The organism is Streptodolium elevatio (genome assembly GCF_053592165.1).
Window position 1 is genome coordinate 366486 of sequence record NZ_JBSFVE010000004.1, and the last position, 25100, is coordinate 391585.

Here is a 25100-nt window from a genome sequence, read left to right on the forward strand (position 1 = left end):
CGGCCCGCCGCCCGCTATTGTTCGGGGCGTGTCCACGCAGGCCCGAACCCCCCGTTTGCCGCGCCCGGTACGACGGGCGCCGTCCGCGCGCGCCCTCGCGGCAGGTGTCGCCGCCGCCGCGCTTCTGAGTGCCTGCGGGGTGGAGGGGAAGGCCAAGGCCCAGCCGGTCCCGGCCGAGGTGTGCTCGGGCCTGCTGAGCACCGACGAGGTCACCGCGCTGCTGCCGAAGGGCAAGCCCACCGTCCGCGACGAGCAGCGGCCCATCTTCAAGTACCCGTTGCAGCGCTGCGAGGTCACGGTCGACGGCGTCAGCTTCGTCGGCTCCGCCTACCTGCCCAACATGGCCGGCTCCGAACTCGTGCAGCTCGCCGGGTCGACCGGATCGGTCGCGTCGCCGTTCGTCGGCGACAACTTCAACGGCATGGCCGGGCCGGACGACGTGTGGATCACCACCGAGTGCACGCTCGGGATCACGGACGACGCCGGACGCGCGGTCAAGGCGCCCGTGGTCGTCCGCGGCCGCATCGTCGGCGACCCGGCGGCCGACCGCCGCGAACAACTCGGCGCGGTGACCCAGAAGTTGGCCGCGGGCGTCTACGACGCCTCCCGCTGCGGCCAGACGGCCCCCGCCAACCCCGCGCCGATCGCCCCCGCGCCGCCGCGCGTACCGCTCACCGACGCGCCCATCTGCGAGGTCCTGCCGCCGAGCGCGCTCGGCGCCGCGGCGGCCGGCGACCAGCGGGGCCGGTGGACCGCCGCGCGTACGCCCGGCCGTGAGGGCTACGTGCAGACCTGCGACCTCTACCTCGACGGCGTACGCGCCCTCTCCTTCACCGTGGCGCACGGCTACATCGCACCCTCCGCGGAGATCCCCGGCGAGCGCCCGCGCCTTTCCCAGCGCCTGCCGGTGCCGCCGGACTCGACGCCCGCACCCCCCAAGGACACGAAGGTCACCACGGCCACGCCGCCCGGCACGGTCGTCGGCGCGGTCGACGGCACCGGCCGCAAGAAGGACGCGGCGACGGGCCAGGAGACGGGCTGCCGCGTGGCGTACCGCATGTCGCGGCACGACGGGCCCGGGCTGCCCGCCGACGCCGCGAAGGTGCCCGTCGAGGCGGCGTTCCGCGCGTTCGTCGCCGGGGCGTCGGTGCTCGACTACACCTGCCCGGTGACGCCCGACGCGGAGTGGACGTTCGCCTGACCGTGAGGTCGCGCCACCCGGTCCGAAGGCGAATTCCCCCGTACGGAGCAGGTCCCAACCTGACCCCAACCGCTCGTAAGGGTGACGTTCCCGGCCAAGGCACGTCACCCAACGTGACTAGACGGTAACGTCCGGGCGCGATACCCGCGACCCCTACCCCGCCACAGCGAGGAGCGAAACCGTGTCACGTTTGCTGGACGTCAGCCCCGAGGTCCGCGCCGAGATCGGCGACGACGAGGCCATCCGTCTCGTGTCCGGGGAGACCGGACCGCAGACCTACGCGTGCGCTTCCTGCCGGGGCGGCGGCGACACCACCGTCGAGGAGACCAGCGCGCTGCTCTACCTCGCCCAGGAGACCGCGGTCCTGGCGTTCGCCCACGCGCGCTGCATCCCGTCGCAGGTCATCCCGGTCTCGGACGCCGCCGTCGAACCGCTCATCGCGGCCCAACAGGGCGACCCGACCAACGTCCCGACGCCGACCGTGGTGCCGGGCGGACCGGTGCCCATCTCGATCACCGGCAGCATGATGGTCTGCGACGGCATCACGTACGCGGCCCTGGTCGTCGAGCCGGGTGCCGCGGTCGCGCGCCCGGGCACCCAGGGCGCGCGCGACGAGTTCCTCTCGCTGCTGACCGAGCGCGGCTTCAGCTCGGTCGCCGCCCCCGACATGACCCTGCCGCCGCTGCTGAGCGGCTGGTCGGTGGTCCTGGACGGCGGGTTCCTCACGTCGGTGCTGTTCCCGGGCACGGGCGGCCGTACCGAGGCGTGGTGGCAGGCGCAGGTCCCGGCCGAGGTTCCGGAGGCCTGGCTCAGCGCCGCCCGCTCCAACGGCGTCGTGCTGCTGTACGCGGCGCCCGTCGGCACCATCGGCATCCACACCGGCAACGACGAACTCGGCGCCGCGCTGCGCGAGGCGGGCCGCCGCGGCCTCCTGGTGGCCGGCTCGGTGCCGCTGACCGGCCGCTGATCTACCGATCCAGCGCTGATCGGACGCTGATCGCGCGTCGCGATTTCGGGGCCGTACGCCGGGGTGGGCACCGGCGTACGGCCCCGCTCGCGGTCACCAGAGTGTGACAGCGGTCGCACTGCCGGTCGCCGCCTGCTGCTAGCGTCCGTGCGATGAACGGCGATCACCCTCCCGCGTCCGCAGGCCTCTCCGACCCCGGTTCGGCGTCCCGTTGGGTCGACGCGGAGGAGTTGGTGGCGTACGACCGCCGGCACATCTGGCACCCGTACGCGAGCGCGCTGGGCGACGCCCCGCTCTTCCCCGTCGTGTCCGCCGAGGGCGTGCGCCTGCGGCTGGCCGACGGCCGCGAACTGGTCGACGGCATGGCCTCGTGGTGGTCCGCGATCCACGGCTACAACCACCCCGCTCTGAACGCCGCCGCCCGCCGCCAGTTGGACGCGATGGCACATGTCATGTTCGGCGGGCTCACCCACCCGCCCGCCGTCGAACTGGCCCGCCGCCTCGTCGAGCTGACGCCCGAGCCTCTGCAACGGGTCTTCCTCGCCGACTCCGGCTCGGTGTCCGTCGAGGTCGCGCTCAAGATGGCGTTGCAGTACCAGCGTGCCCGCGGCCAGAACGGCCGCACACGGATGGTGACCGTGCGCGGCGGCTACCACGGCGACACCTTCGGCGCGATGGCCGTGTGCGACCCCGAGGGCGGCATGCACAGCCTGTGGTCGGGCGCGTTGCCGGAGCACTTGTTCGCCCCGATCCCGCCCGCCGGGTTCGCCCGGCCGCTCGTCGACGCGGACACCGCCGAACTCGCGGACCTGCTCGCGAAGCACGGGGACGAGGTCGCGGCGGTGGTACTGGAGCCGATCGTGCAGGGCGCGGGCGGCATGCGGTTCCACTCCCCGGCGTACCTCGCGCGTGTACGCGAACTGTGCGACGAGCACGACGTGCTGCTGATCGCCGACGAGATCGCCACCGGATTCGGCCGCACGGGCGCGATGTTCGCCTGCGACCACGCCGGGATCTCCCCCGACATCATGTGCGTCGGCAAGGCGATGACGGGCGGCTATCTCACCATGGCGGCCGCCCTGTGCACCGACGAGGTGGCCGAGACGATCAGCCGGGCCCACGGCGCGTTCATGCACGGCCCGACGTACATGGCCAACCCCCTCGCGGCCGCGGTCGCCGTCGCCAGCATCGACCTTCTCACTTCCGGACCGTGGCGCGACCGGGTCGCCGCGCTGGAGGCCGGTCTGCGCACCGGCCTCGAACCGGCCCGCGCGCTCCCGCAGGTGGCCGACGTCCGCGTCCTGGGCGGCATCGGCGTCATCGAACTGCGGACCCCCGTCGACATGGCCCGCGTGCAGCCGGCTTTCGTCGAACGCGGTGTCTGGGTACGCCCGTTCGGCAAGCTCGTCTACGTCATGCCGCCGTACGTGATGACCGCCGACGACCTGGCCCTGGTCACCGCGGCCATGGTCGACGTCGTGGAGAACGTGCACACCGGCTGAGCGCCGACGCCCGCCGACGGCCCGGATCCGACGCGCCCCAGGCAAACCTGACGGTTTCTCAGGTTTGTGGGGTGGTTTGCCCGCATCGCAACGGGCTCTGGGTCGTTGGAGTTTACGTGTTCACCTTCGACGACTCCCCGCTCTCCGGTGCCGCCGGCCAGAACGAGTTCGCGCCTCCGGGTTCGCCCACACCGATCTTCGACCGGCTGTTCGAGGAGTGGCAGCGGATGTTCCGGGCGGTGCCCGGGGACCGCTACGGCGAGGGGTTCGGCGCGGCCGGCGGGATGCACACCGGGATGTCGTCGGGGATCCAGGGCATGCAGTCGGGGATGCAATCGGGGATGCAGTCCACGGTGCACTCCGGCGTTCACTCCGGGATGCAGGCCGCGATTCAGGTGTACTCGTCGGGGGGCTACTCGACGCCGTCGCCCATGTCGGTTCCGGCCTTCCGGGCGGAGCAGGGGCACGGTGCCGGGCAGAACCAGAGCTACTCGCAGTCGTACGGCAGTTCGGGCGGCTACGGCCTCTCGCAGAACCTGCAGTACGGCGGGTCGGGCGGCCAGCCGGGTTCTCCGACGGGCGGTTCCCCGATGGGCAACTCGTCGATGGGCAACTCGTCGATGAACACGCCGCCGCCGATGCACGCCCAGGGCGCGTACGAGTCGTACGGGCAGCCGAGCCGCCCCTCCCCCATGCCGAACCGGCAGCCGTCCGGGCTCGCGCTGATGCCCGTCGCCGGGTATCAGACGCAGCACATGCCGCTGTAGCGGCAAGCGTGACAGCACGAGGCCCGGAACCCGAGCTGGGGTTCCGGGCCTCGTCACGTGCTCGGCGGCGCCCGGTCACCGGCGTACGGTCGCCGGCGCGGGGCCACGCCTACTTGCCCGGCTTGCGCGAGCGCTTCTCGCGGACCTTCATGCGGATCTCGATCGGGGTGCCCGGGAAGCCGAACTCCTCGCGCAGGCGCCGCTCCACGAACCGGCGGTAGCCGGCCTCCAGGAAGCCCGAGGTGAACAGCACGAACCGGGGCGGCTTGGTGCCGGCCTGGGTGCCGAACAGGATGCGGGGCTGCTTGCCGCCGCGTACCGGGTGCGGGTGGGCCGCGACGATCTGGCCGAGGAAGGCGTTGAGGCGCCCGGTCGGGATGCGCTTCTCCCAGCTGTCCAGGGCGGTTTCGATCGCCGGGACCAGCTTCTCCATGTGCCGGCCGGTCTTCGCCGAGACGTTGACGCGCGGCGCCCACTGGACCTGGACGAGGTCCTTCTCGATCTCGCGTTCGAGGTAGTAGCGGCGCTCCTCGTCCAGGAGGTCCCACTTGTTGTACGCGATGACGATCGCGCGGCCCGACTCGATCGCAAGCGAGATGATGCGGGTGTCCTGCTCGGCCAGGCGCTCGCTCGCGTCGACCAGGATGACCGCGACCTCGGCCTTCTCCAGCGCGGCCGTGGTGCGCAGCGACGCGTAGAAATCCGCGCCCTGGGTGAGGTGCACGCGCCGCCGGATGCCGGCGGTGTCGACGAACTTCCAGGTCTTGCCGCCCAGTTCGATCAGCTCGTCGACCGGGTCGCGGGTCGTCCCGGCGAGCGGGTCGACGACGACGCGCGTCTCCCCGGCGAGCTTGTTGAGCATCGACGACTTGCCGACGTTGGGGCGGCCGAGCAGCGCGACGCGGCGCGGACCGCCGGGGCCGGTGCCGAAGCGCTGCGCGGGCGCCTCGGGCAGGGCCTCCAGGACGGCGTCCAGGAGGTCGCCGCTGCCGCGGCCGTGCACCGCGGAGACGGGGTACGGCATGCCGAGGCCGAGCGACCACAGCGCCGCGGCGTCGGCCTCCAGCGCCAGGTTGTCGACCTTGTTGGCGGCCAGGACGACCGGCTTGCCGGCCCGGCGCAACAGCTTGACGACGGCCTCGTCGGTGTCGGTCGCGCCGACCGTGGCGTCCACGACGAAGAGGATGGCGTCGGCGTTGTCGATGGCGTATTCGGCCTGGAGCGCGACCGACAGGTCGATGCCCGCGACGTCCTTCTCCCAGCCGCCGGTGTCGACGACGGTGAAGCGGCGGCCGTTCCAGTCGGCGTCGTACTTGACGCGGTCGCGGGTGACCCCGGGGGTGTCCTCGACCACCGCCTGGCGGCGGCCGATGATGCGGTTGACGAGCGTGGACTTGCCGACGTTGGGGCGGCCCACGACGGCGAGGACGGGCATCGCGGCGTGTGCCTCGGCCTCCTCCTCGCCGCCGCCGAGGAGGTCTCCCCCGGCGTCGACCCACTCGTCGGGGTCGAAATCGGCCTCCCACGCCTCGGGGTCGATGCCCCCGGAGAACTCGTCGGCGGATGCGCCGGATCCGGCGTCGTGCTGCATGGGTGGCGTCCTCGTGATCGGTGGTGTTCTCAGGCGCGCGCGTCGGCGGCGGGAAGGTCGGCGGCGGGTGCCGCGGACCGTCCGGTCAGACGCTCGGCCTCGTGCAAGTGTGCGGTCAGTCGCTCGACGATGCGGCGCGACGCGTCGGTGACGGCACTGCGGGTCCGCGTGCCGGTGTCGGCGGCGGGGAGGAAGGGCTTGCCGTACACGACGTCGATCTTCGCGCGGAAGGCCGGCAGTGCCCCGATGGACGCGCCGCGTTCGCCCGTCCCCAGGCACGCGACGGGCACGATCGGCGCGCCCGAGCGCATCGCGAGGTACGCGAGCCCGTTGTGGACCTCGGAGAAGTCGCCGGAGCCGCGCGTACCCTCCGGGAACACGCCCAGGCAGTTCCCGGCGCGGAGCACGGTGAGCGAGTCCATGATCATGCCGCGGTCGGCGCTGCCCCGGTTGACCGGGATGTGGCCGATGCCGCGCAGGACGGGGTCGAGCACGCCGGTGAACATCTCCTGCTTGACCCAGAAGTGCACCGGGCGCGGGCAGAAGGCGTACAGCAGCGGTCCGTCGGCGAAGTTGGTGTGGTTGCCGGCCAGGATCACCGGCCCGCCGAGCGGGACGTTGTGGGTGCCGAGCGAGCGTACGCGCCAGAACGAGCGCAGCAGCGGGATGCCGATGCGGTGCGCGGCGGCGGACAGCGGCGGCTTGGTGATGTCGGTGGGTACGGGCCAGCGGGTCCGGCTGCCCCCGTTGCCGCGCTGCCCGGGCAGATCGCTCACCGCAGGGCTTCTCCGGCGGGCTCGGGCGCACCCGCGGCCACCGCGGAACCCCCGTCGACGGCCCGCGCGACGAGCCCGAGCAGGTGCTCCACGACCTGGTCGCGGTCCATCTCGGTGGTGTCGACCAGGACGCCGTCGGCCGCCAGTGTGAGCGGTGCCGTGGCCCGGCCCGAGTCGAGCGCGTCGCGGCGCGCGAGATCCGCCTGTGTGGCGTTGACGTCGGTCGCGGGGTCGTCGCTCTCGGCGTTGCGCCGCGCGGCCCGCGCCGCCTCGGACGCGGTCAGGTACACCTTCAGCGCCGCGTCGGGGGCCACCACCGTGCCGATGTCGCGGCCCTCGACCACGATGCCGCCGGAGCCGATCACGGCCCGCTGCATCGCGACCAGGCGCGTCCGCACCTCCGGGACCGCGCTGACGGCGCTCACCGAGCCGGTGACCTCGGGCCCCCGGATCGGCCCGGCGACGTCGATGCCGTCCACCGTGATGGTCGGCCCGGACGGGTCCGTCCCCGACACCAGCTCGGGCTTGTCCGCCGCGGCGGCCACCGCGACCGCGTCCGTCACCTCGACGCCGTTGTGCAGCATCCACCAGGTCATCGCCCGGTACATCGCGCCCGTGTCGAGGTAGCGCAGCCCGAGCCGCCGGGCGACCTCGCGCGACACGCTGGACTTGCCGGAGCCGGACGGACCGTCGACCGCGACCACGATCGTCGCGAGCGGCGTGCGTGTATCCACGGTCGATGACCCTTCGATTCCTGGGGATGTCACCCCCGAGGGTACCGGGAACCGCCGCACCCGATCATCCCCGAATCCCACCCCACCCCGTCGCCGGCCCCGCCACGCGCCGCGGCCGCGGCGACCGGGGCCTCGCGATGTCTCCGCGGCCGGCTGTCAAGTCGTCCATGAACCCGTCCTCCGTGCTGCTCGGCCAGCCACCTTCCGCGGTGATCGACGCGATACTGCCCGGGCGGATCTGCCGCTCCCGGACCTCCTCCTGGCCGGACATGAGCATCCCGACCCTGCGGTCCTGGCACAGGCGGTCGGGCACGACTCGGTCGGCGTACGCCGCGCCGCGGCCGGAAATCCCACGGTCTCGCCGGAGCTGCTCGTGCGGATGACGAACCGCACCGCCGAGTCGGCCAAGACGACGGGCCCGGCGGAACGGGAACTGGCGGGTGTGGTCCTGGAACACCGGCGGGCCACACGCTCGGTGCTGCCGGCGGTCACCCGTTTCGTGGATCGCGCGGGGTCCCCGATGACGTGTTCGACCCCCCCGCGCGATCGCGTTCGCGGTCTCCGGACTGCGCGACATGGCCGTCGCCGCGTCCCCGACGGTGCGCAGTTCCTCGACGACGGCGGCGCTCCGCGCCCACCCGGTCGGCGTCGTCGCCACCGCATGGCCGGTACATCCGTTTGCGGCCCCGGCACCGAGCGGGAATCCGGTGATCATCCGGGCTGTTGCAGCGACGCGTCAGCAGCAGCCGTCGAAGGGCTCTCAGTGCGTGCCGTACAGATCGATCGCTTCGGTGCACCCGACGTGCTCCGCGTAGTCGACGCTCCCCAACCCGAACCGGGGCCCGGGGAAGTGCTGATCCGGAGCATCGCGACCGGCATCAACCCCGTCGACGACAAGACGCGCGCGGGGGCGATCGGCGAGGGGACACCGCCTTTGCCGATGACACTCGGCTGGGACTTGGCCGGCATCGTGGTGGACGGCGGCGACAGCGGGCTGCGTGTGGGGGAACGGGTCGTCGCGATGTCGCACCAGCTCGACTCCGGCCGGGGCACCTGGGCCGACCTGGTCGCTTTGCCGGCGCGGGCTGTCGCCGCCGCGCCGCAGTCGGTCAGTCTCGTCGAAGCAGCCACCTTGCCGCTCCCGGGACTCACTGCCTTGCAGACCCTGAACTGGCTGGCACTGTCCGCCGGGGAACGGCTGCTCATAGCGGGCGCCGCGGGAGCGGTCGGCGGGTTGGCCCTGCAGATCGCCCGGGCTCGGGGTGTCCGGGTGGACGCCCTCGTCTCTCGGAACGCGCATGCCGGTTTCGCCCGTGACCACGGTGCCGACCTCGTCACCACCCACCCCGGCGCCCTCGAACAACGCGGCTACGACGCGGTCTTCGACACGGTCGGCGCCTTCGTGACCGAGGCCGTGGCCGACGGCGGCCGGTACGCGTCGATCGCCACCCAGGCCGGGCCCGTCCCCGACCAGTCCTCCCGGGGTGTGCGCACGATCGTCAACCAGGTGCGCGAGGACGGCGCGGGACTCGCCGAGCTGGCCGATCTTGTCGACCGCGGTTCCTTGCGGCCGCGCGTGCACGCCGCGTTCGGACTGCACGAGATCCGGGCGGCACATGCACGTTTCCTGCAGGGCGGCTTGGCGGGGAAGGTCGCGATGACCTTCTGACCCTGTACGCCTTGTCCCGCGCGGCTTGTCCTTTGCGGCATGTCCTGTGCGACTTGCTTCTTGTGACCTGTCCTGTGCGACGTCCTGCACGACTCGTCGGCCGACGTGTCCGTGCTCGGGGCGGCGCGAAGTCAGGCGAGGTCAGGTGCTGCGACCTGCCTCCACATCCACCTCCACCTCCACCTCTGCCGATGCCTTGGACGATGCCTTGGACGATGTCCCTGCCGATGTCTCTGCTTCTGGGAGGTAGGGGCTGAAGTGCTCGGCGACGAGGTCGGTGATTGTGTCGGCGTCCCGGGAGCCGTCGATCTCGATGATGCGGATGCCGAGTCGGTGCGCGGAGCGGACGGCGTCCTCGGCGACGAGGCGGTCCCGGGCGAGCCGGTTGGCCTGCGCGCGGGCGGGGTCCGTGACGCGGTTCCCGAGCGAGGCCGCGCGGGGCAGTTCGCGTACCTGCTGCCGGCGGAACTCGGGTGTGGGCACCATCACGACCATCCGGCGCGGTGAATCGGCGAGGGGTGCGACGAGTTCCGGGCGGAGTCCCCAGCCTTCGGCGATGACCGGGCGGCCGGAGACGAGTGCGCGCAGGTCGTCGAGGGCCCATTGGAAGCGCTCGGGGAAGCCTTCCAGCGTCGTCGCGGCCATCTGTTCCGGAGTGGTGTCGACCCACACCGTGTCGGGGTCGGGCTCGGCGGCGGGCTCGCCTAGAGCGACGCGACGGGCGATCCGGCGGTCGTTGTGGCCGCGGGCGTCGTGGTAGTCGTACTGATACACGGTGACGCCGTACCGAACGGCCAGCAGCCGGGCGACCGTCGACTTGCCGGCCCATTGACCGCCGCCGATCCACAGCGCGTTGCGCAAAGTGCCGAAGGGATCCGAAACTTCGCTGTCGTCACGAGGGCCAGGGCTGGTCATCTGCGGTCCTCCCGGTCTGGCGAGCGTCTCGACTGCGACAAGGCATCGTCCCGCATCGGCCCGGCTGCTGCCGTACGACGCCCGGGCGGCAGACGTCGGGCAGCACGCCGCGTCAGGTGCGGGCGGGGGCAGGAGCCTCCGTGGGTGCCACGTTGTGCGCCGCGACGGTTCGGGGCCGGTGACGCGGGAGGCCGGCGAGGGCGACGAGGATCACCAGGCCGCCGGCCACCGCGCCGATGACGAAGGAGGCGGTGAAGGCGCTTTCGGTGGGGACGGCGACGGGGAGGCCGGCGATGAGGTGGCCGGTCAGGAGCGAGGTGACGACGGCGCTCGCGAGCGAACTGCCGACGGAACGCGCGATGGCGTTGACGCTGTTGGCGATGCCGGTCTGGGCCAGGGGGACTTCGGCGATGATCAGGGCGGGCATGGCGGCGTACGCGATGGCGACGGACGACTGCACGGCGACCGCGACGACGATCAGGTGCCAGCTGCTGCTGTGCGCGAAGGCGACGAAGGCGTACGCGACCAGGCTGATGGCGCCGGCGACGGCGAGGGCGTGGCGGCCGCCGAAGCGGCGTACCAGCAGGCCGCCGACGGGTGCGGCGACGACGGCGCTGAGGGCGCCGGGGAGCAGGTAGACGGTGGAGGCGGACAGGACCGACGCGGAGAAGCCGTAGCCGGCGACGCGCTCGGGCATTTGCACGAACTGCGACACGGCCAGAAAGCCGACGAACATGTTCACGCCGACCAGGACGCCCGCGACGTTGGTGAAGGCCACGGAGCGCTTCACGAAGACCTTCATGTCGATCATGGGGTCGTCGATGCGCCGCTCGGCGAGCGCCCAGGCGGCGAAGAGGGCGGCGGCGACGGCGAACAGGCCGAGGGTGCGCGGCGACGTCCAGCCCCACGTGTTGCCCTGCGAGACCGGGAGCAGCAGCGCCACGAGGGCGAGGCCGAGCAGGCCCGCGCCGATCCAGTCGATGCGCCCGGTGGCGGTGGGCTTGCGGGCCGGTACCACGGCGGCGACCGCGAGCGCGGCCAGTGCGGTGAGGATGGTCGCGGCCCAGAACACGCGGTGGTAGTCGCCGTGGTGGTTCGTGAGGAGGCCGGTGAGGACCAGGCCGATGCCGCCGCCGATGCCGATCATGCCGCTGACCATGGCCATCGCGCCGGTCAGCTTCTGGGGCGGCAGCTCGTCGCGCAGTGCGCCGAGGGCGACGGGGAACAGGCCGCCCCACGCGCCCTGGAGCACGCGGGCGACGATCAGCAGCGGCAGTGACGTCGTCAGGGCGGCGAGCAGCGACCCGGCCAGGATCATCCCGAGCGCGACCAGCAGCATGCGCTTCTTGCCGAACAGGTCGCCGGTCTTCCCGAACAGCGGCGTCATGACGGCGGCCGCCAGCAGGTTCGCGGTGAGTACCCAGCTGACCGAGCCGGCGTCGGCGTCGAGGCGGGCGCCGATGGTGCCGAGGACCGGGACGACCAGGGTCTGCAGCATCGCGCCGACCATGGCGGCGAACGACAGGGCGGCGATCAGCGCGCCGGGGCGCGGCGTACGGGTTGCGCTCGCTGGCGCGACGGCTGCGGTGGCGGACACGGGCCGGGTCCTCGTTTCCTCGGGGATGCGGGTGGTGCGTACGGGAGACTTAAACTCAACAGCGTGTCGAGTATTCCCGATGATGCGTCGATTGCGCGACTCGGGACGCGGCGGGCGCCCCGACTCGGATGCCGTCGCGGAGGCGTGGGGCCCCGGTTGTGGGTAGGAGGACGGCCATGGGCTTCGAATCCGGTGGGGTGCGGCCGTGAGTGCGGGTTCGGACTATGCCGAGGTGGCCGGGGCGGCGGGTGCCTGGACGTGCCCGATCGTCCTGCCGTCGGCGTCGTTCGCGCGGGTGCGGGCGGAGGTGACGGCGTTCGTGCTCGCGACGCGGAGACCGCTGGACGCGTTCGCGTTCGCGGGCGGTGAAGGCGGCAGAGGCAGCGGGGGTGGAGACGCGGGCGTCGCTGAGTTGCTGGCGTACCGCGATCCGAGCCGGGCGTTCGGGGCGCCTCCGACTGCCGCGTGTGCCACGGCGGTTCGTGCGCTGGCGGCGGCGACGGGTTGGCGGCCGACGCCGCAACGGGCCCCGGTTGGCGGCGTGTTGGTCGGTCTCGGAGTGCGGGAAGGGTACGTGCGCGGCGCGCCGGGGCAGGATCCGCGCGAGGTGGCCCGGGCCCTCGGCGCGCACCGGGGGTGCTGGAGTGCCCGCGTGGCGCGGATCGTGTCGGCGCGGCGGGTCGGGGACTCGGTGCGGTGGTACGACGAGGCCGGTGTCGTCGTGCACGCCCGCACGGGGATGCTGCCGCTCGTCGCCGCGGCGGCGCGTGCGTGCGGGCAGCACCGCTTCGTCGTCACCGATTTGGCCCTCGGCCGTACGTACGCGCTCGCCCGCGGCCCCGCTCGGGGGTAACCCTGAATCGGCGGTGACGGGCGTACCGCAGGTCGGCCGTCCTCCTACATTCGACGTGGAAGGTCGATATTCGGGGGGAACCTATGTCCGGCAATCACCGCATCCCACAATCAGGTGGCGGGCCGTATCCGCCACCGCCGGCGGGGCCACCGCCAACGGGCCTGCCGCCAACGGGTCTGGCGCCGACCGGGCCGCCGCCGCCCGTTCCGCGTCGGCCGCTGCTGCCGCCACCTGTTCCACCGCCTGTGTCCCCCGGGCAGCTGAAGGCCCTGAAGGTAGGGATGGTGGTCCTGGCCGTGGTCTGCGCGGCGGTCATGCTCGGGAGTGTGCTGATGTTCCTGGTCGGCGGGAACGACGAGGACAAGGCACCCGCCCGCGCGACACCTGCGCCCACCACGTCGAAGCCGCCGATCACCGACGCGGCGTTCGCCCAGAGCGTGCGCACCTCGTACAAGGCGCTGACCGGGAAGGAACCCGTCGTGCTCGGCGCCATGTCGGACGCGGTGCTAGGCGGTGAGGGGCGGGCTTCCTGCGGGCGGCTGTTCGACAGGGCCGCCGAGCGGGCGATCGTCGACGATCTGATGGCCCGGCACGGCGTCGGCGCGCCGAGCGCGGGGGACGAGTTGTTCTGGCTCGTCCGGCAGTCCGCGTACCTGCTCTGCCCCGATGCGGCGCTCGTCCGCGGGAGCTGAGCGGACGCGGCGGCCGGTTGGCGGTCGACCCGGCTCAGTGCGGCGTGTCCGCGCCGTCGGCTTCGCCGGGGACGCCGCCCCGGGGATGGGCGCGGTCGATGCCCGCCAGGAGCAGGTCGATGCCGCGCAGTTCGGCCTCGTACTGGAGTTCGCCCCACTGCGAGACGAGTTCGGGGTACGCCCAGGTGGAGTGGACGGCGGCCAGTTCGCCGAGCTTGCGGACCTCGGGGATCAGCGCCTGCAGCCGGGCGCGGTGCTCCTCCAGGAGTTCGCGCAGGCGTTCGGGGTCGGCCATGTGGCCGAGCCAGATCCGCAGGACGACGGAGTCGCGGATGAGCGTCGGCTCGACCGGGGCCTCCTCGATCCAGCGGGTCAGCTCGGTACGGCCCTCCGCGGTGATCCGGTAGACGCGCTTGCTGCGCGCGGTCTGCCCGGGGACGACGCGCGAGCTGACCAGCCCGGCGTCCGCCAGGCGCTCGAGTTCCCGGTAGACCTGGCTGGTGGCCGGGCTCCAGTAGAAGAACCGCAGGCTGGTGTCGGCCCAGCGCTTGACCTCGAAACCGGACAGTTCGCGCTCGTACGAGAGCAGTCCGAGGATCGTGTAGGTGGTGGTCGGCAACCATTCGGCGGGAGGCACGGGCCCAGCGTACGGGCCCGGGGTACGCGCCCCCGCCGACGACCGGTCGCGCCGAACGGCACGGGCCGGCGCCCGGCAGTGACGTTCGCGACACACCGTTTACTTCGGCGGGCCGCGCCGCCACGATGGCCGAACTTCCCAGAGGGAAGTTATCGGGTCCTCCGAGACAAGCCGTCGCAGAAAGGCGTCACCCATGACGACCGTCGCCCACCTGGTCCGCGGGCAGTGGGGCGACGACCGCCCCGGGTTGTTCTTCGAGGACCGCGTGCTGACCCACCACGAACTGGGCGCGGGCGCGGCGGAACGCGCCGCGTTGTGGAAGGGCCTGCACCGCGAGGGCGAGCCGCACATCGGACTACTGCTCGACAACGAACCCGAGTTCGTGCTGTGGATGCAGGCCGCGGCCCTCGCCGGCGCGACGGTGGTGGGCATCAACTCCACCCGTCGCGGCGCCGACCTCGCCCGCGACATCCGGCACTCCGAGTGCGCGGTCGTCGTCACCAACCGCACGCACGCCAAACTGCTCGACGGGCAGGCCGAACTCGCCGACACCCCCGTACTCGTCGTGGAGACCGCCGAGTACGCGGCCCTCCTGGCCGGCCAGCGCGGCGCTCCGCTGCCGCCCGACGACGGCACGGTCACCGAGGAAACCCGGTTCATGATCACCTTCACCTCGGGCTCGACCGGCGCGCCCAAGGCCGTGCCCAGCACCCAGGGCCGCATCGCGGCGTCGGCGGCCGGCATGGCTCGGCAGTTCGCACTCTCCCCCGAATCGGTCTGCTACATCCCCATGCCGCTGTTCCACGGCAACGCGGTGATCGCGAACTGGGCGCCCGCGCTGCACGCGCGCGCGGCCACCGCCCTGCGCCGCAAGTTCTCCGCCTCAGGGTTCCTGCCCGACGTACGCCGTTACGGCGCCACCTACTTCACGTACGTCGGCCGCGCGATCTCCTACATCCTGGCCACCCCGCCGCACCCCGCCGACGCCGCGAACCCGCTCGTCGCCGCCTACGGCACCGAGGCGGGCGCCGTCGACCGCGCCCGCTTCGAGGCGCGCTTCGGCTGCCCGCTGCGCGAGGGGTACGGGAGTTCCGAAGGCGGGGTGTCGTTCCAGTGGGCACCCGGTACGCCCGACCGGGCCATCGGCCCCGCCGTCCCCGGCCTTGTCGTGCTCGACCCGGAGACCGAACACGAGTGCGCACGCGCGGAGTTCGACGAGGCCGGACGCCTGCTGAACGGCGCCGAGGCGATCGGCGAGCTGGTCAGCACCGCGCCCAGCCGCAACTTCCAGGGCTACTGGCGCAACCCCGAGGCCAGCGAAGCGCGGCTCAGGCAGGGCAAGTTCTGGACCGGCGACCTCTTCTACCGCGACGCGGACGACTACCTCTACTTCGCCGGACGCGGCAACGACTGGCTGCGCGTGGACAGCGAGAACCTGGCCGTGCACACCATCGAGAACATCCTCGCCCGCCACGACGCCTTCGCCGCGGTCGCCGTGTACGCCACCCCCGACCCGGCGGTCGGCGACCTGGTCATGGCCGCGGCGGTACCGGCCCCGGAGACGGACTTCGACCCGGACCGCTTCGCGGAATTCCTCACCGCACAGGCCGACCTCGGCACCAAGATGCCGCCGCGGTTCGTCCGCATGCTCGACGCGATGCCGGTGACCGCGACCAGCAAGACGGACAAGAACGGGCTGCGCCGCGAGGGCTGGCGGACGAGCGACACGGTGTGGTGGCGGCCGGAGCGCGACTCGGCGTACCGGATCATGACGGAGGACGACCGCGACGCGCTGGCGAAGGCGTTCGCCGAACACGACCGCTCGCACCTGCTGGAGGACTGAGCCGGCGTGGCCGGCCGGCTCGCCCGATTCGGGGCGGCCACGGCCCACCCGCGCCCACATCGCGGACCGCGTCCCGGAACACCGACCTCCACGTCCCGACGCGCGACGGGCGTGGCCGGCACCCGACGTACGCTGCGGGTATGCGCATCGTGTCCCTGCTCCCCGCCGCCACCGACATCGTCGCCGAACTCGGTCTGGCCGACGCCCTGGTCGGCCGCACCCACGAGTGCGACTGGCCGCGGGACGCCGTCGCGCACGTGCCCGTGGTGACCGCCGCCGAGTTCGATGCGGACCGGCTCACCAGCCGGGAGATCTCCGCCGCGGTCGGGGGCGCGGCGCACGGCGGTTCCTCGCTCTACACGCTGGACGTCGAGGCGATGGGCGCATCAGCCGCCGATTTCGTGCTGACGCAGGACCTGTGCGACGTGTGCGCCGTGTCGTACACCGCGGTGTCCGACGCCGTACGCGTGATGCCGAACGAGGCCACGGTGCTCAGCCTGGAGCCGAAGACCCTGCCGGACGTGCTGGACTGCATCGTGCAGGTCGGCTCGGTCCTCGGCGTCCCGGAGGTGGCCGCCGAGCGCGTCGCGGCGCTGCGCGCCCGCCTTGCGGCCGTCGGCGAGGCGGTCGCGGCCGCCACCGGGGGCCGCCCGCGTCCCCGGGTCGCGGCGATCGAGTGGCTGGACCCGCTGTGGCCGGCCGGGCACTGGGTGCCCGAGCAGATCGCCGCTGCGGGCGGCGAAGCGCTGCTGGCCGCGCCCGGCGAGCACACTGCGGCCATGGACTGGGCGACGCTGCGCGCGGCGGAACCCGACGTGATCCTGGTCCTGCCCTGCGGATTCCCGCCCGAACGCACGCTGGCGGAGGCGGAGTTGCTGACCGGCCTGCCGGGATGGCCGGAGCTTCGGGCGGTGCGCGACAACGCGGTGTGGGTACTCGACGGGCCGGCGTACTTCAACCGGCCCGGGCCGCGCGTGGTCCGCGGCGCGGAGGTGATCGCGAACGTGCTGCACGGCGTGCGGGTGGGCGAGCCGGTCACGCCCGAGGAGGCCCGCCGCCTGCCGCCCGGACGAGGCCCGGCTTCGCTTCCAGGACGCGGACGCCGCACGCCTTGAGGCGTACTGCGACAAGTTCGACGAACGCCTTGGTCCGCTGCGGTCGTTCGCCCTACCCGGTGGCATCCGGGGCCGGCGCGCGCCGGGGCGGTGTCAACCGACTCGGCCGAACTCGGCGCGGAACGGCCGGAAGAACGACCGCAGTTCCTCGGCGAAAATCTCCGGCGCCTCGAAGGCCGCGAAGTGTCCACCGTGGGCGGGCTCGGTCACGCGTACGACGCTTGCCGTACGTTCGAGCCAGGCCCGCGGCGGGCGCAGGATGTCGCCGGGGAACAGCGAGAAACCGGAGGGCACTTCGACCCGCCGGGCGAGCTGCGCGGGCGGGATCGCGGAGTTCGCCCGGTACATGCGCATCGACGAGCCGATCGTGCCGGTGAACCAGTAGATCGAGAGCAGCGTCAGGATCTCGTCCTTGGTGTACGCCCGTTCGATGTCACCCCCGCAGTCGCTCCACGCCCGCAGCTTCTCGACGATCCACGCGGCGAGGCCCGCCGGCGAGTCGGTGAGCCCGAAGGCGGCGGTCTGCGGCCTCGTGCGGTGCACAGCGGCGTAGGCGCCCTCTGTCCCGCCCCAGGCCGCCACGTCCTGGATCCAGGCGCGCTCCTCGGGCGTCAGCTCCGCCGGGTCCCCGGTGAAGAGCGGCACGCCCGCGTCCGTACGGTGCACCGCCACGACCCGTTCGGGCCGTTCCAGCCCCAGGTAGCGGCTCACATGGCTGCCGATGTCACCGCCTGCCGCACCGAACCGCGGGTAGCCGAGCAGGTCCATCAGTTCGGCCCACAGGCCGGCGACGGCCATGGAGTCGAGCGGCGCGCCGGTCGGGCGGTCCGAGTACCCGAACCCCGGCATGTCGGGTACGACCACGTCGAACGCGTCGGCGGGGTCCGCGCCGTGCGCGCCCGGGCCGGTGAGGAGCGGGACGACCTTCGTGTACCGCCAGAACGAGTCCGGCCAGCCGTGGCAAAGGACGAGCGGCACCACGGGGCCGCGCGGCGCGACTGCCCGGGCGTGCACGAAGTGGATCCCAAGGCCGCCGACCCGGGTGCGGAAACGTGGCAGCCGGGCAAGCGCCGCCTCGTGCACCGACCAGTCGAACTCGTCGGCCCAGTAGGCGACCAGCTCGCGCAGGTAGTCCAGGTCGGTCCCGATGGACCAGCCCGCGTCCTTGGGCGCGTCCGGCCACCGCGTCGCGTGCAACCGGGCCCGAAGGTCCTCGATCGCCGCGGCATCGGTCTTCGGAGTGAACGATTCAGGGCGGGGCTGTACGTCCGACATGTCCGGGATGCTAACCGCTCCTCCTGGTCTTGCCGGGTAGGCGGCGGCGACGGGCGAGCGTATGGCGGAAGATCCCACGACGCGCGGCGCCGCGTCGGCGGGCTGCGCGCGTACGGGCCGGCGGGTCGCGCGCGTTCGTGGTGGCGGTGGTGCCGATGGGCCGACGTCCGCCGTTATGCCTCGGACTCGTCCTTCCCGGCGGGCCGCGGCTCCCTGTCGCGCACCCTGCCTGCGGATATTGCCACGGCGATCTGGACGGTGGCCAGGAAAGCGATCACGAGCAGGGACGCTCTCCACGAGCCGGTGGCCTGGGCGAGGTACCCGGTGACGACCGGGCCGGTCGCCGCGAAGAGGTACCCGACGGACTGGGCCATCCCGGAGAGCTGGGTCGTCTCCTGGTGCGTCCGGCCTCGCAGACTGATCAGCGAGAGGCCGACGACGAGCGAGGCACCGGGCCCCAGTCCGGCGACGGCGGCCCACAGCAGACTCAAGCCCGGGGCGGCGAGCAGTCCGAGGACTCCGACGAGCATCGGCGCACTCGCCGCAACTGCGGCGGCGACCTGGCCTTCGGGGCGTATGAGCCGGGTGACGGCCAGGCCCGAGGCGATGCCGGCGAGTTGGAACACGAACAGGTGCACCCCGGCCTCCCCCGCCGTGGATCCCGCGGACGTCCCGATCGTCGGCAGCCAGGTGACCATGACGTAGAAGGTCGTGGACTGCAGTCCCATGAACGCGGTGACGAGCCACGCCGTGGGCTGCCTCCACACGCTTACCGGAGTGTCGAGCCCGCGCGGCGGGGCGCCGGGAGCGACGGGGGCCGCGGGGCGGGCACGCGGAGACCACAGCACGGCCACCAGGAACACCGGGACGGCCCACAGGGCCAACGCACCGCGCCATCCCGTCACTTCCGACAGCGGGACCGCCAACGCGGAGGCGACGGCGGCCCCCAGGGTCATGCACGCGGAGGAGACGCCGAGGGCCCGTGAGACGTGGGAGCTGTGGTCGCGCTTGACCAGCGCGGGGACGAGGACGTTCCCCACGGCGATGGCGCAACCCGTGATCATCGTCCCGACCCACAGGCCGACGCTGTCCGCGTACGAACGGACCGTGATGCCCGCACACAGGACCAACATGGCCACCAGTACCGACCGCTCTGTGCCGAGGCGGCGGGACAGGTGGTGGACCAGCGGCGAGGCAACGGCGAAGGCCAGCAGCGGCAGGGCACCGAGCAGGCCCTGCAGTCCCTCGCTGAGGTTCTCGTCCTCACCGATGGTCCCGAGCAGCGGACCGACCGAGGTCAGCGCGGGCCGCAGGTTCAGCGCGACCAGAAAGACCGACATGAACAGAAGGGGTGTGTTCCGGCCGGTAGCCGGGGCTTCGGCCCTCACCGAGTCGGTGGTCATGCGTCGCTCCGTCCGCATTGCAAGGCACTGTGTCGCGGGCTCGAAAGCCCAGAACAGCAGCTCGCGTTGCGTACGCGGCCGAACAAGCCCGATCACGCCGAGCTCCGGGACGATTCACGCGGGGGCGAGTGCGTCCTCGATGAGGTCGGCGGCGCGCCGGGTGCCACCCTCGTCGCGGGCGGCGGCCCGCAACTGCGCGGACCGGCGTACCCGTTCCGGATCCGCGACCAGGTCGCGCAGCGCCGTCCGAAGGGTCTCGGCGGTCGCATCGGCGGTGTCCACGCGACGGGCGACGCCGAGCCCCACGAGCCGGTCGGCGTTCATGAACTGCTCGGCCCCCTGCGGGACGGCGATCATGGGCACGCCGGCGAGGAGCCCTTCGGCGCAGCCGCCCATGCCGGCGTGGGTGACGAAGGCCTCGGCCTGTTCGAGGATCGCCCGCTGGGGGACCCAGGGGTGCACCTCGATGTTGGACGGCACGGGCCGCAGCTGCCCGCGGTCGGTGTACTTGCCGACCTGGAGCACGACGTGCCAGCCGGGCAGGTCGCCGAAAGCGGCGATGCACTGGCGGTAGAAGGCCGGTTGACGAGTGTACGCCGAACCGAGCGAGACCAGCAGCACATTGTCCGCCGCCTCGGGGCGGGCCCAGGCGTCCGTGTCCGCCGGGCCGTCGAAGCAGGGGCCGACGAAGGTCACGGTGCCGGTGTCGACTCGTTCGGCGTGAGGTTGCATCGCGCGCGGGATCAGGGCGAGCGCCCGGTCGGGCGGGCCCGAGAAGGTGTCCACGTCAGTGGTGGTCGCGCCGCAGCCGGCGAGCCATTCCGCGAACCTGTCCCGGTACGCGTCCGCGCCCGGCAGCTTCCGCAGATGTGCACCGACCTCCTCCTGGAAGCCGTCCCAGGCGACGAACGTCGGGGACAGTTGCACGAGGGGGCGGTTCTGCGCTTCGGCGAGGGCGCGCGCGGCATAGGCGCCGATGTCGTAGAGGTAGAGGTCGGCCGGATCGTCGTCGTAGGCGGCACGCAGTTGCGGGAGCGCCTGGACGGCGTCGTCGAGGAACAGGCTTGCCGCGGCGATGGGATCGTCCGGCCAGGCGTTGTCCGCGACGGGCAACGTGGAGGTACACGGCACCAGTTCCGCACCGACGGCCTCGATACGTTCGGCCATCAGCGGGTCGTTGGCATAGGTCACCCGGTGCCCGCGGGCCACCAGTTCGCGAACGAGCGCAAGGCTGGGCAGGACGTGGCTGACGATGGGGATTCCGACCATCGCAATATGGGCGCGGCGCGGGGCCATGGGCGATCACTCGTTTCAGGCGCGTGTCGGGGGCGGGCCGGGTGACGGGACGCCTACGCGTCGCGGGGCCGGGGGCGGGACACCGACGCGACGTGGGCCGGCAGTCGTCCTGGGCTGCCGTCGGGGGAACGTGGTGTCAGGACGGGTTGAGCTGCGCGGCGGCCTCCTCCAGCTCGGCGACGGTGCCGGACATGATCGTCCGCACGTATTCGGTGATGTGCCGCACGGGCCAGTCCCACCACGCCACGGCGAGGAGCCGGGCGACGTCCGCGGCGTTGTAGCGGGTACGGATGAGCCGGGCCGGGTTGCCGCCGACAATGCCGTAGTCGAGGACGTCGCCGGTGACCACGGCCCCGGCGGCGATGATCGCGCCGTGGCCGATGCGTACACCGGGCATCACCGTGGCACCGTGGCCGAACCACACGTCGTTGCCGACTACCGTGTCGCCCCGGCTCGGCAGACCGGTGATCAGGTCGAAGTGGTCCGCCCAGGAGCCGCCCATGGTCGGGAACGGGAAGGTGGACGGGCCGTCCATACGGTGGTTGGCGCCGTTCATGACAAACCGCGTGCCGGTGGCCAGCGCGCAGTACTTGCCGATGACGAGCCGCTCGGGCCCGTAGTGGTAGAGGACGTTGCGCGTCTCGAACGCGGTCGGGTCGTCCGGGTCGTCGTAGTACGAGAAGTCACCGACCTCGATCAGCGGCGACTTCACCAGGGGCTTGAGCAGGACCACGCGCGGCTGCCCGGGCATCGGGTGGAGCACCGTGGGGTCGGCGGGAACGGGCGGCATGGTGGGCGAGTCCTCTCCAGTGGGCCTGGGTCGTGCCTTCGGGAACGCCCGCGGGCCAGCCGCCGGGATCCTGAAGATCGACACTATAGCGACAGCCATCGCGTTAAGATGCTCGCACAGCCCACCCGCCTCGATCAACCGGATAGTGGTTCGCCGATGACAAACCCGCCGCCCAATACGACGGACCGCCGCCCGGGCGGACGCACCGCCCGCGTCCGCGCCCAGGTGCTCGACGCGGTACGCGCCGAACTCGCCGAAAGCGGTCACGAGGGACTCACGATGGAAGGTGTGGCGACCCGGGCCGGGGTGCACCGCGCCACCGTCTACCGGCGCTGGCGCGACGTCGGCGGCCTGCTCGCCGACCTCATCGGCGCCGCCGGCGAGATCGCGTGGCAGCCGCCGGACACCGGCTCGCTGCGCGGCGACCTGACGGCGCTCAACCGGGAGATCCAGGCGTCCATTACCGAACAGCCCTCGTTCGCCGTCGCCCTGATGGCCGCCTCGTTCCACTCCGAACAAGCCGCGCGGGCGCAGACGCAACTGTGGGGCGACCGCTACACCCAGTGCGAGGTCCTGGTCGAACGCGCCGCCCGGCGCGGCGAACTCCCCACCGCACAGCGCACGGACGCCCGGAGCCTGCTGATCGCCGCAACTGCGCCCATCTACCACCAACTGGTGCTCCTGCGCGCCGTTCCGGACCCGGACATCCCGGAACGGGCGGCAGCAGCAGCGGTATTGGCAGCCAAGGCGGGCGCCTTCTCGGTCCCCGAGGACGGGGGAACATGACGAGCCCGCATCCGGCAGGCCGATTCGGGGCGTTCGTCTCGGCCGGGAGGACCGAACGGTCAGGCCCGCACCCGGCACTCGGCGCAGTCGCAGTCCGGCCACGCCGCGGGCATCGGCTGCAGGACCACGAAATCGCGATGACAGACGACTTCGCGAACAGGGCCGAGCTGGACCTCGGTTCCGTCGGCACTGCGGTGGTACGCCCGCATGGTCATGCGGCTGCGGCGAGGTGGGTGAACGTCTCCGTCGGCCATTCCGGTCCTCCTGAGTAGTCGAATCGTCTGGCCGCCCGCCGGGCGTCGGCGGGCAAACCGCTGTGGTGGGAGGGATACATCCACGCGGAGGAACGGGCTGCGCGCATTCGCATGTACGAGCCCCAGACGGTTCCCGGACTCTTTCAAACCGAGGGCTACATCCGCGAACTGTTCCGGCAGGTCCGTAAATCGCCGCAGGAGATCGACAACCAGGTGGCAGAACGCCTGGATCGCCGAAAGGTCCTCCTCAAGCCCGATCCGCCAATCGTCTGGGCCGTCGTGGACGAGACCGCTTTGAGCCGCCTGCGCCACCTGCCGCACGAGGTCGCGCGGGAGCAGTTGGAGCACTTGCTCACGATCGCCTGGATGCCGCACGTCAATATCGAAGTTGTGCCGATCAGTTGCGGTCTTCACGCTTGCATGAACGGCCCTATCGTGCTGATCTCGATCCCAGGACGCGGAGAGGTTGCGTACTGCGAAGGCATGGGATCGGGACGCCTCGTCACTGACGACCAAGCCGTCTTGGACGTGGAGTGCCGCTACGATCCGATGCGCGCCGAGGCGCACTCTCCACGTCACTCGGTACAAGTTCTCAGTGACCTCTTGGAGATGCTGTGAGCAATGAGGACGCCGCTTGGCGCAAGTCCAGTTACAGCGGCAACAACGATGTCGGCAATTGCGTGGAGGTAGCCGCCGTGGCTGCGTCCTTCGGCGTGCGCGACAGCAAGGACATTGGGCGGGGCCACCTCAGCGTCTCGGCGACCGCCTGGACGGAGCTTCTGGCGTCGCTCCGCGACCGGTAGGTCGGCCCGTGGCGCCGGGTCCGGTCGGCCGGGGGCAGGCCGGATAATGGCGGCATGGACGAGCGCGGGTCGGGCGACCGCAGGAGCAGCCGCAGGCGCGGCCCGAGCAAGGGCGACCTGCGCGAGGAGGCGATCCTGCGTACCGCGAGCGCGCTGCTGGCGGACAAGTCGCCGGCCCGGATCACCATCGACGACCTCGTCGCCGGGGCCGGGATCTCCCGGCCCACCTTCTACTTCTACTTCGCCGGCAAGCAGGCCGTCTTCGAAGCGCTGCTCGACCCCGTGGGCGACGCGATCCTGGCGGTGGCCGACAGCTGGCTGACCAGCCCCGGCGGCAGCCGCAAGGAGCTGCGGGACTCGCTCGCGGGCCTGGTCTCGCTGTGGGAGCGGCACGGCCCGCTGCTGAAGGTGGTCCTGCGGGACGACGCGACCGGCGCTCTGCTGGAGTGCCGGGACCGCATGCTCGGCCGCCTGACCGCCAACGCCACCGCCCGCATCGAGCGCGACCGGGAGAGCGGCCTCGCCCCCGACGGGCCCCCGGCCGCGACGCTCGCCGGACTGCTCGTGCAACTGCTGACGCACGCCCTCACCGAAGCCATCGGCCCGTCGGGCACCGACCCGGTGCCCGACGACCTGCTCGACGCACTCAGCGCGGTCGTGGCCCGCTCTATCTACGGCCGCACTTCCACCGAGACCGCCTGACATCCGCCTCCGCGCAGCGCATAGCCCGCTGACGCGGTGGTTTTGCCCCGGGACGCGGGCCACCGGCCGATTCGCGCGGTGCCGACCGCCGTGTGGGCCGCGCTTGCGATCATCGGCCTTCGTGACGGCACGGGGGACGGGGTTCGGTGTGGAGGCGCGTTCACCGCGTGAGCTGTTGGACGTGGTGCTGGGCACACAGTCGGCGCCGCCCCGGGAAGCGGTCGTCCTAGTCGCGTGTGCGGCCACGCTCGGGGTCGTGAAGCGGGAGTCCTGGGGCCTGCTGCGCATCTACGTCACGATGCTGCACGAGGGCGGGCACGCTCTGGTGGCGGTGCTCTCCCGCCGCAGGGTCACCAAGATCCTCCTCAACGCCAACACCTCGGGCGCGGTGCATTCGCTCGGCGAGCGCAAGGGAGCCAAGGCGGTGCTCGGGTCCCTGGCCGGCTACCCGGCCCCGGGCCTGGTCGCGCTGGGCGCGGCCGTGCTCATCGGCCGAGGGCGGGCGTCCCTCACACTATGCGTCGTCGCGTGTCTGGCTCTGCTGATGCTCGTCAAGATCCGGACCGTCTACGGCGTCTTCGTGACCATCTTCTTCGTGGCCGGGCTCGTCGCGGTCATAGCGCTGGCCGATCCGCGCGCGCAGACGGGCGTCGCGCACCTGATGGCCTGGTTCCTGGCGGCCGGGGCCGTCCGCTCGGTGTTCGAAATGCTCAGGCGGCGCAGGCTCGGCCAGCACAAAACGGACGACGTCGACAACCTCGTCGCGGAGACCGGCCTGCCGGCCGCGTTCTGGATGGCGACCTTCGTCTGGATGGTGCTGGCAACGTACGCGGCATCCGCACTCCTGCTCGCGCCTTGGCCCACCGGATGACGGGTAGTGGCGCCCACTAGGCAGGCATTCGTGATCAAAGAGGCAATTCGGGTATTGCGTC

Annotated in this window: 25 protein-coding genes; 14 read left to right on the plus strand and 11 right to left on the minus strand. The window is 72.3% G+C overall.

From position 1 onward, the window contains the following. The first annotated feature begins 28 nt into the window (after window positions 1-28). The 4 genes from ACWD12_RS11385 (at window position 29) to ACWD12_RS11400 (ending at window position 4437) form a co-directional block, all read left to right on the plus strand. A complete protein-coding gene (locus ACWD12_RS11385; protein ID WP_450099322.1) occupies window positions 29-1201 on the plus strand; it encodes a hypothetical protein in 1173 nt (390 codons plus the stop codon). 181 nt (window positions 1202-1382) lie between these two features. Continuing rightward, on the plus strand, window positions 1383-2168 hold the full coding sequence (locus tag ACWD12_RS11390; protein ID WP_450099323.1) for a hypothetical protein: 786 nt from the start codon (window positions 1383-1385) through the stop codon (window positions 2166-2168). 152 nt (window positions 2169-2320) lie between these two features. Next, window positions 2321-3670, plus strand: coding sequence for an adenosylmethionine--8-amino-7-oxononanoate transaminase (bioA, locus tag ACWD12_RS11395; protein ID WP_450099324.1), 1350 nt, complete (start codon window positions 2321-2323; stop codon window positions 3668-3670). A gap of 116 nt (window positions 3671-3786) precedes the next feature. Further along, window positions 3787-4437 (plus strand): hypothetical protein, encoded by a 651-nt coding sequence (locus ACWD12_RS11400; RefSeq protein WP_450099325.1) that lies wholly within the window; start codon window positions 3787-3789, stop codon window positions 4435-4437. Between the two features lie 109 nt (window positions 4438-4546). Here the strand turns inward: ACWD12_RS11400 and der are convergent, their stop codons facing one another. Genes der through cmk form a run of 3 tightly spaced genes read right to left on the minus strand, consistent with a single transcriptional unit; the run spans window position 4547 to window position 7538 of the window. Then, the gene (der, locus tag ACWD12_RS11405; protein WP_358347918.1) at window positions 4547-6028 is read right to left on the minus strand and encodes a ribosome biogenesis GTPase Der; all 1482 of its coding nucleotides are present in this window, start codon (window positions 6026-6028) and stop codon (window positions 4547-4549) included. Window positions 6029-6057: 29 nt separating this feature from the next. Further along, window positions 6058-6795, minus strand: coding sequence for a 1-acyl-sn-glycerol-3-phosphate acyltransferase (locus ACWD12_RS11410; protein WP_435838962.1), 738 nt, complete (start codon window positions 6793-6795; stop codon window positions 6058-6060). 5 nt (window positions 6796-6800) lie between these two features. After that, window positions 6801-7538 carry a (d)CMP kinase gene (gene cmk / locus ACWD12_RS11415; protein ID WP_450099326.1) on the minus strand — a complete coding sequence of 246 codons (738 nt, stop codon included), beginning with the start codon at window positions 7536-7538 and terminating at the stop codon, window positions 6801-6803. A gap of 802 nt (window positions 7539-8340) precedes the next feature. Here cmk and ACWD12_RS11420 point away from each other — a divergent pair. Beyond that, entirely contained in the window at window positions 8341-9207 is an 867-nt protein-coding gene (locus tag ACWD12_RS11420) for an NADP-dependent oxidoreductase (RefSeq protein WP_450099327.1), read from the plus strand. A 141-nt stretch (window positions 9208-9348) separates the two neighbouring features. Here the strand turns inward: ACWD12_RS11420 and ACWD12_RS11425 are convergent, their stop codons facing one another. Both ACWD12_RS11425 and ACWD12_RS11430 read right to left on the minus strand, forming a co-directional pair. Next, a complete protein-coding gene (locus ACWD12_RS11425; protein ID WP_450099328.1) occupies window positions 9349-10122 on the minus strand; it encodes a hypothetical protein in 774 nt (257 codons plus the stop codon). 112 nt (window positions 10123-10234) lie between these two features. After that, complete coding sequence (locus ACWD12_RS11430; protein ID WP_450099329.1) at window positions 10235-11719, minus strand: MFS transporter; 1485 nt, start codon at window positions 11717-11719, stop codon at window positions 10235-10237. Between the two features lie 205 nt (window positions 11720-11924). Between ACWD12_RS11430 and ACWD12_RS11435 the strand changes: the two genes are divergently transcribed. Both ACWD12_RS11435 and ACWD12_RS11440 read left to right on the plus strand, forming a co-directional pair. After that, a complete protein-coding gene (locus ACWD12_RS11435; RefSeq protein WP_450099330.1) occupies window positions 11925-12572 on the plus strand; it encodes a hypothetical protein in 648 nt (215 codons plus the stop codon). A 281-nt stretch (window positions 12573-12853) separates the two neighbouring features. After that, on the plus strand, window positions 12854-13264 hold the full coding sequence (locus ACWD12_RS11440) for a hypothetical protein (RefSeq protein WP_450099331.1): 411 nt from the start codon (window positions 12854-12856) through the stop codon (window positions 13262-13264). 34 nt (window positions 13265-13298) lie between these two features. On the opposite strand, the gene ACWD12_RS11445 is transcribed toward ACWD12_RS11440, so the two are convergent. Further along, window positions 13299-13901: a helix-turn-helix transcriptional regulator gene (locus ACWD12_RS11445; RefSeq protein WP_450099332.1), complete on the minus strand. Its 603-nt coding sequence runs from the start codon at window positions 13899-13901 to the stop codon at window positions 13299-13301. 193 nt (window positions 13902-14094) lie between these two features. On the opposite strand from ACWD12_RS11445, the gene ACWD12_RS11450 reads away from it, so the two are divergent. After that, on the plus strand, window positions 14095-15744 hold the full coding sequence (locus ACWD12_RS11450; RefSeq protein WP_450099333.1) for an AMP-binding protein: 1650 nt from the start codon (window positions 14095-14097) through the stop codon (window positions 15742-15744). 140 nt (window positions 15745-15884) lie between these two features. Then, entirely contained in the window at window positions 15885-16859 is a 975-nt protein-coding gene (locus tag ACWD12_RS11455) for an ABC transporter substrate-binding protein (protein WP_450099334.1), read from the plus strand. 93 nt (window positions 16860-16952) lie between these two features. Here ACWD12_RS11455 and ACWD12_RS11460 read toward each other — a convergent pair whose 3' ends face one another. The 4 genes from ACWD12_RS11460 to ACWD12_RS11475 form a co-directional block, all read right to left on the minus strand. After that, window positions 16953-18134: an epoxide hydrolase family protein gene (locus tag ACWD12_RS11460; protein ID WP_450099335.1), complete on the minus strand. Its 1182-nt coding sequence runs from the start codon at window positions 18132-18134 to the stop codon at window positions 16953-16955. 173 nt (window positions 18135-18307) lie between these two features. Then, window positions 18308-19537, minus strand: coding sequence for an MFS transporter (locus ACWD12_RS11465; RefSeq protein WP_450099336.1), 1230 nt, complete (start codon window positions 19535-19537; stop codon window positions 18308-18310). 114 nt (window positions 19538-19651) lie between these two features. Next, the gene (locus tag ACWD12_RS11470) at window positions 19652-20833 is read right to left on the minus strand and encodes a macrolide family glycosyltransferase (RefSeq protein ID WP_450099337.1); all 1182 of its coding nucleotides are present in this window, start codon (window positions 20831-20833) and stop codon (window positions 19652-19654) included. Between the two features lie 136 nt (window positions 20834-20969). After that, complete coding sequence (locus tag ACWD12_RS11475) at window positions 20970-21623, minus strand: CatB-related O-acetyltransferase (RefSeq protein WP_450099338.1); 654 nt, start codon at window positions 21621-21623, stop codon at window positions 20970-20972. Window positions 21624-21779: 156 nt separating this feature from the next. On the opposite strand from ACWD12_RS11475, the gene ACWD12_RS11480 reads away from it, so the two are divergent. Then, window positions 21780-22409, plus strand: coding sequence for a TetR/AcrR family transcriptional regulator (locus tag ACWD12_RS11480; protein WP_450099339.1), 630 nt, complete (start codon window positions 21780-21782; stop codon window positions 22407-22409). Between the two features lie 59 nt (window positions 22410-22468). On the opposite strand, the gene ACWD12_RS11485 is transcribed toward ACWD12_RS11480, so the two are convergent. Further along, window positions 22469-22663, minus strand: coding sequence for a hypothetical protein (locus ACWD12_RS11485; RefSeq protein WP_450099340.1), 195 nt, complete (start codon window positions 22661-22663; stop codon window positions 22469-22471). Between the two features lie 78 nt (window positions 22664-22741). Here ACWD12_RS11485 and ACWD12_RS11490 point away from each other — a divergent pair, with 78 nt between their 5' ends. The 4 genes from ACWD12_RS11490 (at window position 22742) to ACWD12_RS11505 (ending at window position 25039) form a co-directional block, all read left to right on the plus strand. Then, window positions 22742-23281: a DUF5753 domain-containing protein gene (locus ACWD12_RS11490; protein ID WP_450099384.1), complete on the plus strand. Its 540-nt coding sequence runs from the start codon at window positions 22742-22744 to the stop codon at window positions 23279-23281. Then, on the plus strand, window positions 23278-23466 hold the full coding sequence (locus tag ACWD12_RS11495) for a DUF397 domain-containing protein (protein ID WP_450099341.1): 189 nt from the start codon (window positions 23278-23280) through the stop codon (window positions 23464-23466). The genes ACWD12_RS11490 and ACWD12_RS11495 overlap by 4 nt, the downstream gene beginning before the upstream one ends. Window positions 23467-23520: 54 nt before the next feature. Next, window positions 23521-24168, plus strand: a complete 648-nt coding sequence (locus ACWD12_RS11500; protein WP_450099342.1) for a TetR/AcrR family transcriptional regulator — start codon at window positions 23521-23523, stop codon at window positions 24166-24168. A 121-nt stretch (window positions 24169-24289) separates the two neighbouring features. After that, window positions 24290-25039: a M50 family metallopeptidase gene (locus tag ACWD12_RS11505; protein WP_450099343.1), complete on the plus strand. Its 750-nt coding sequence runs from the start codon at window positions 24290-24292 to the stop codon at window positions 25037-25039. Window positions 25040-25100: the final 61 nt, after the last annotated feature.

Excerpts from the sequence above, each read along its gene's own strand:
- bioA (WP_450099324.1), top strand. The coding sequence starts at position 2,321 with ATGAACGGCGATCACCCTCCCGCGTCCGCAGGCCTCTCCGACCCCGGT.
- der (WP_358347918.1), bottom strand. The coding sequence starts at position 6,028 with ATGCAGCACGACGCCGGATCCGGCGCATCCGCCGACGAGTTCTCCGGG.
- ACWD12_RS11425 (WP_450099328.1), bottom strand. The coding sequence starts at position 10,122 with ATGACCAGCCCTGGCCCTCGTGACGACAGCGAAGTTTCGGATCCCTTC.
- ACWD12_RS11440 (WP_450099331.1), top strand. The coding sequence starts at position 12,854 with ATGGTGGTCCTGGCCGTGGTCTGCGCGGCGGTCATGCTCGGGAGTGTG.
- ACWD12_RS11450 (WP_450099333.1), top strand. The coding sequence starts at position 14,095 with ATGACGACCGTCGCCCACCTGGTCCGCGGGCAGTGGGGCGACGACCGC.
- ACWD12_RS11455 (WP_450099334.1), top strand. The coding sequence starts at position 15,885 with ATGCGCATCGTGTCCCTGCTCCCCGCCGCCACCGACATCGTCGCCGAA.
- ACWD12_RS11460 (WP_450099335.1), bottom strand. The coding sequence starts at position 18,134 with ATGTCGGACGTACAGCCCCGCCCTGAATCGTTCACTCCGAAGACCGAT.
- ACWD12_RS11465 (WP_450099336.1), bottom strand. The coding sequence starts at position 19,537 with ATGACCACCGACTCGGTGAGGGCCGAAGCCCCGGCTACCGGCCGGAAC.
- ACWD12_RS11470 (WP_450099337.1), bottom strand. The coding sequence starts at position 20,833 with ATGGCCCCGCGCCGCGCCCATATTGCGATGGTCGGAATCCCCATCGTC.
- ACWD12_RS11475 (WP_450099338.1), bottom strand. The coding sequence starts at position 21,623 with ATGCCGCCCGTTCCCGCCGACCCCACGGTGCTCCACCCGATGCCCGGG.
- ACWD12_RS11480 (WP_450099339.1), top strand. The coding sequence starts at position 21,780 with ATGACAAACCCGCCGCCCAATACGACGGACCGCCGCCCGGGCGGACGC.
- ACWD12_RS11485 (WP_450099340.1), bottom strand. The coding sequence starts at position 22,663 with ATGGCCGACGGAGACGTTCACCCACCTCGCCGCAGCCGCATGACCATG.
- ACWD12_RS11500 (WP_450099342.1), top strand. The coding sequence starts at position 23,521 with ATGGACGAGCGCGGGTCGGGCGACCGCAGGAGCAGCCGCAGGCGCGGC.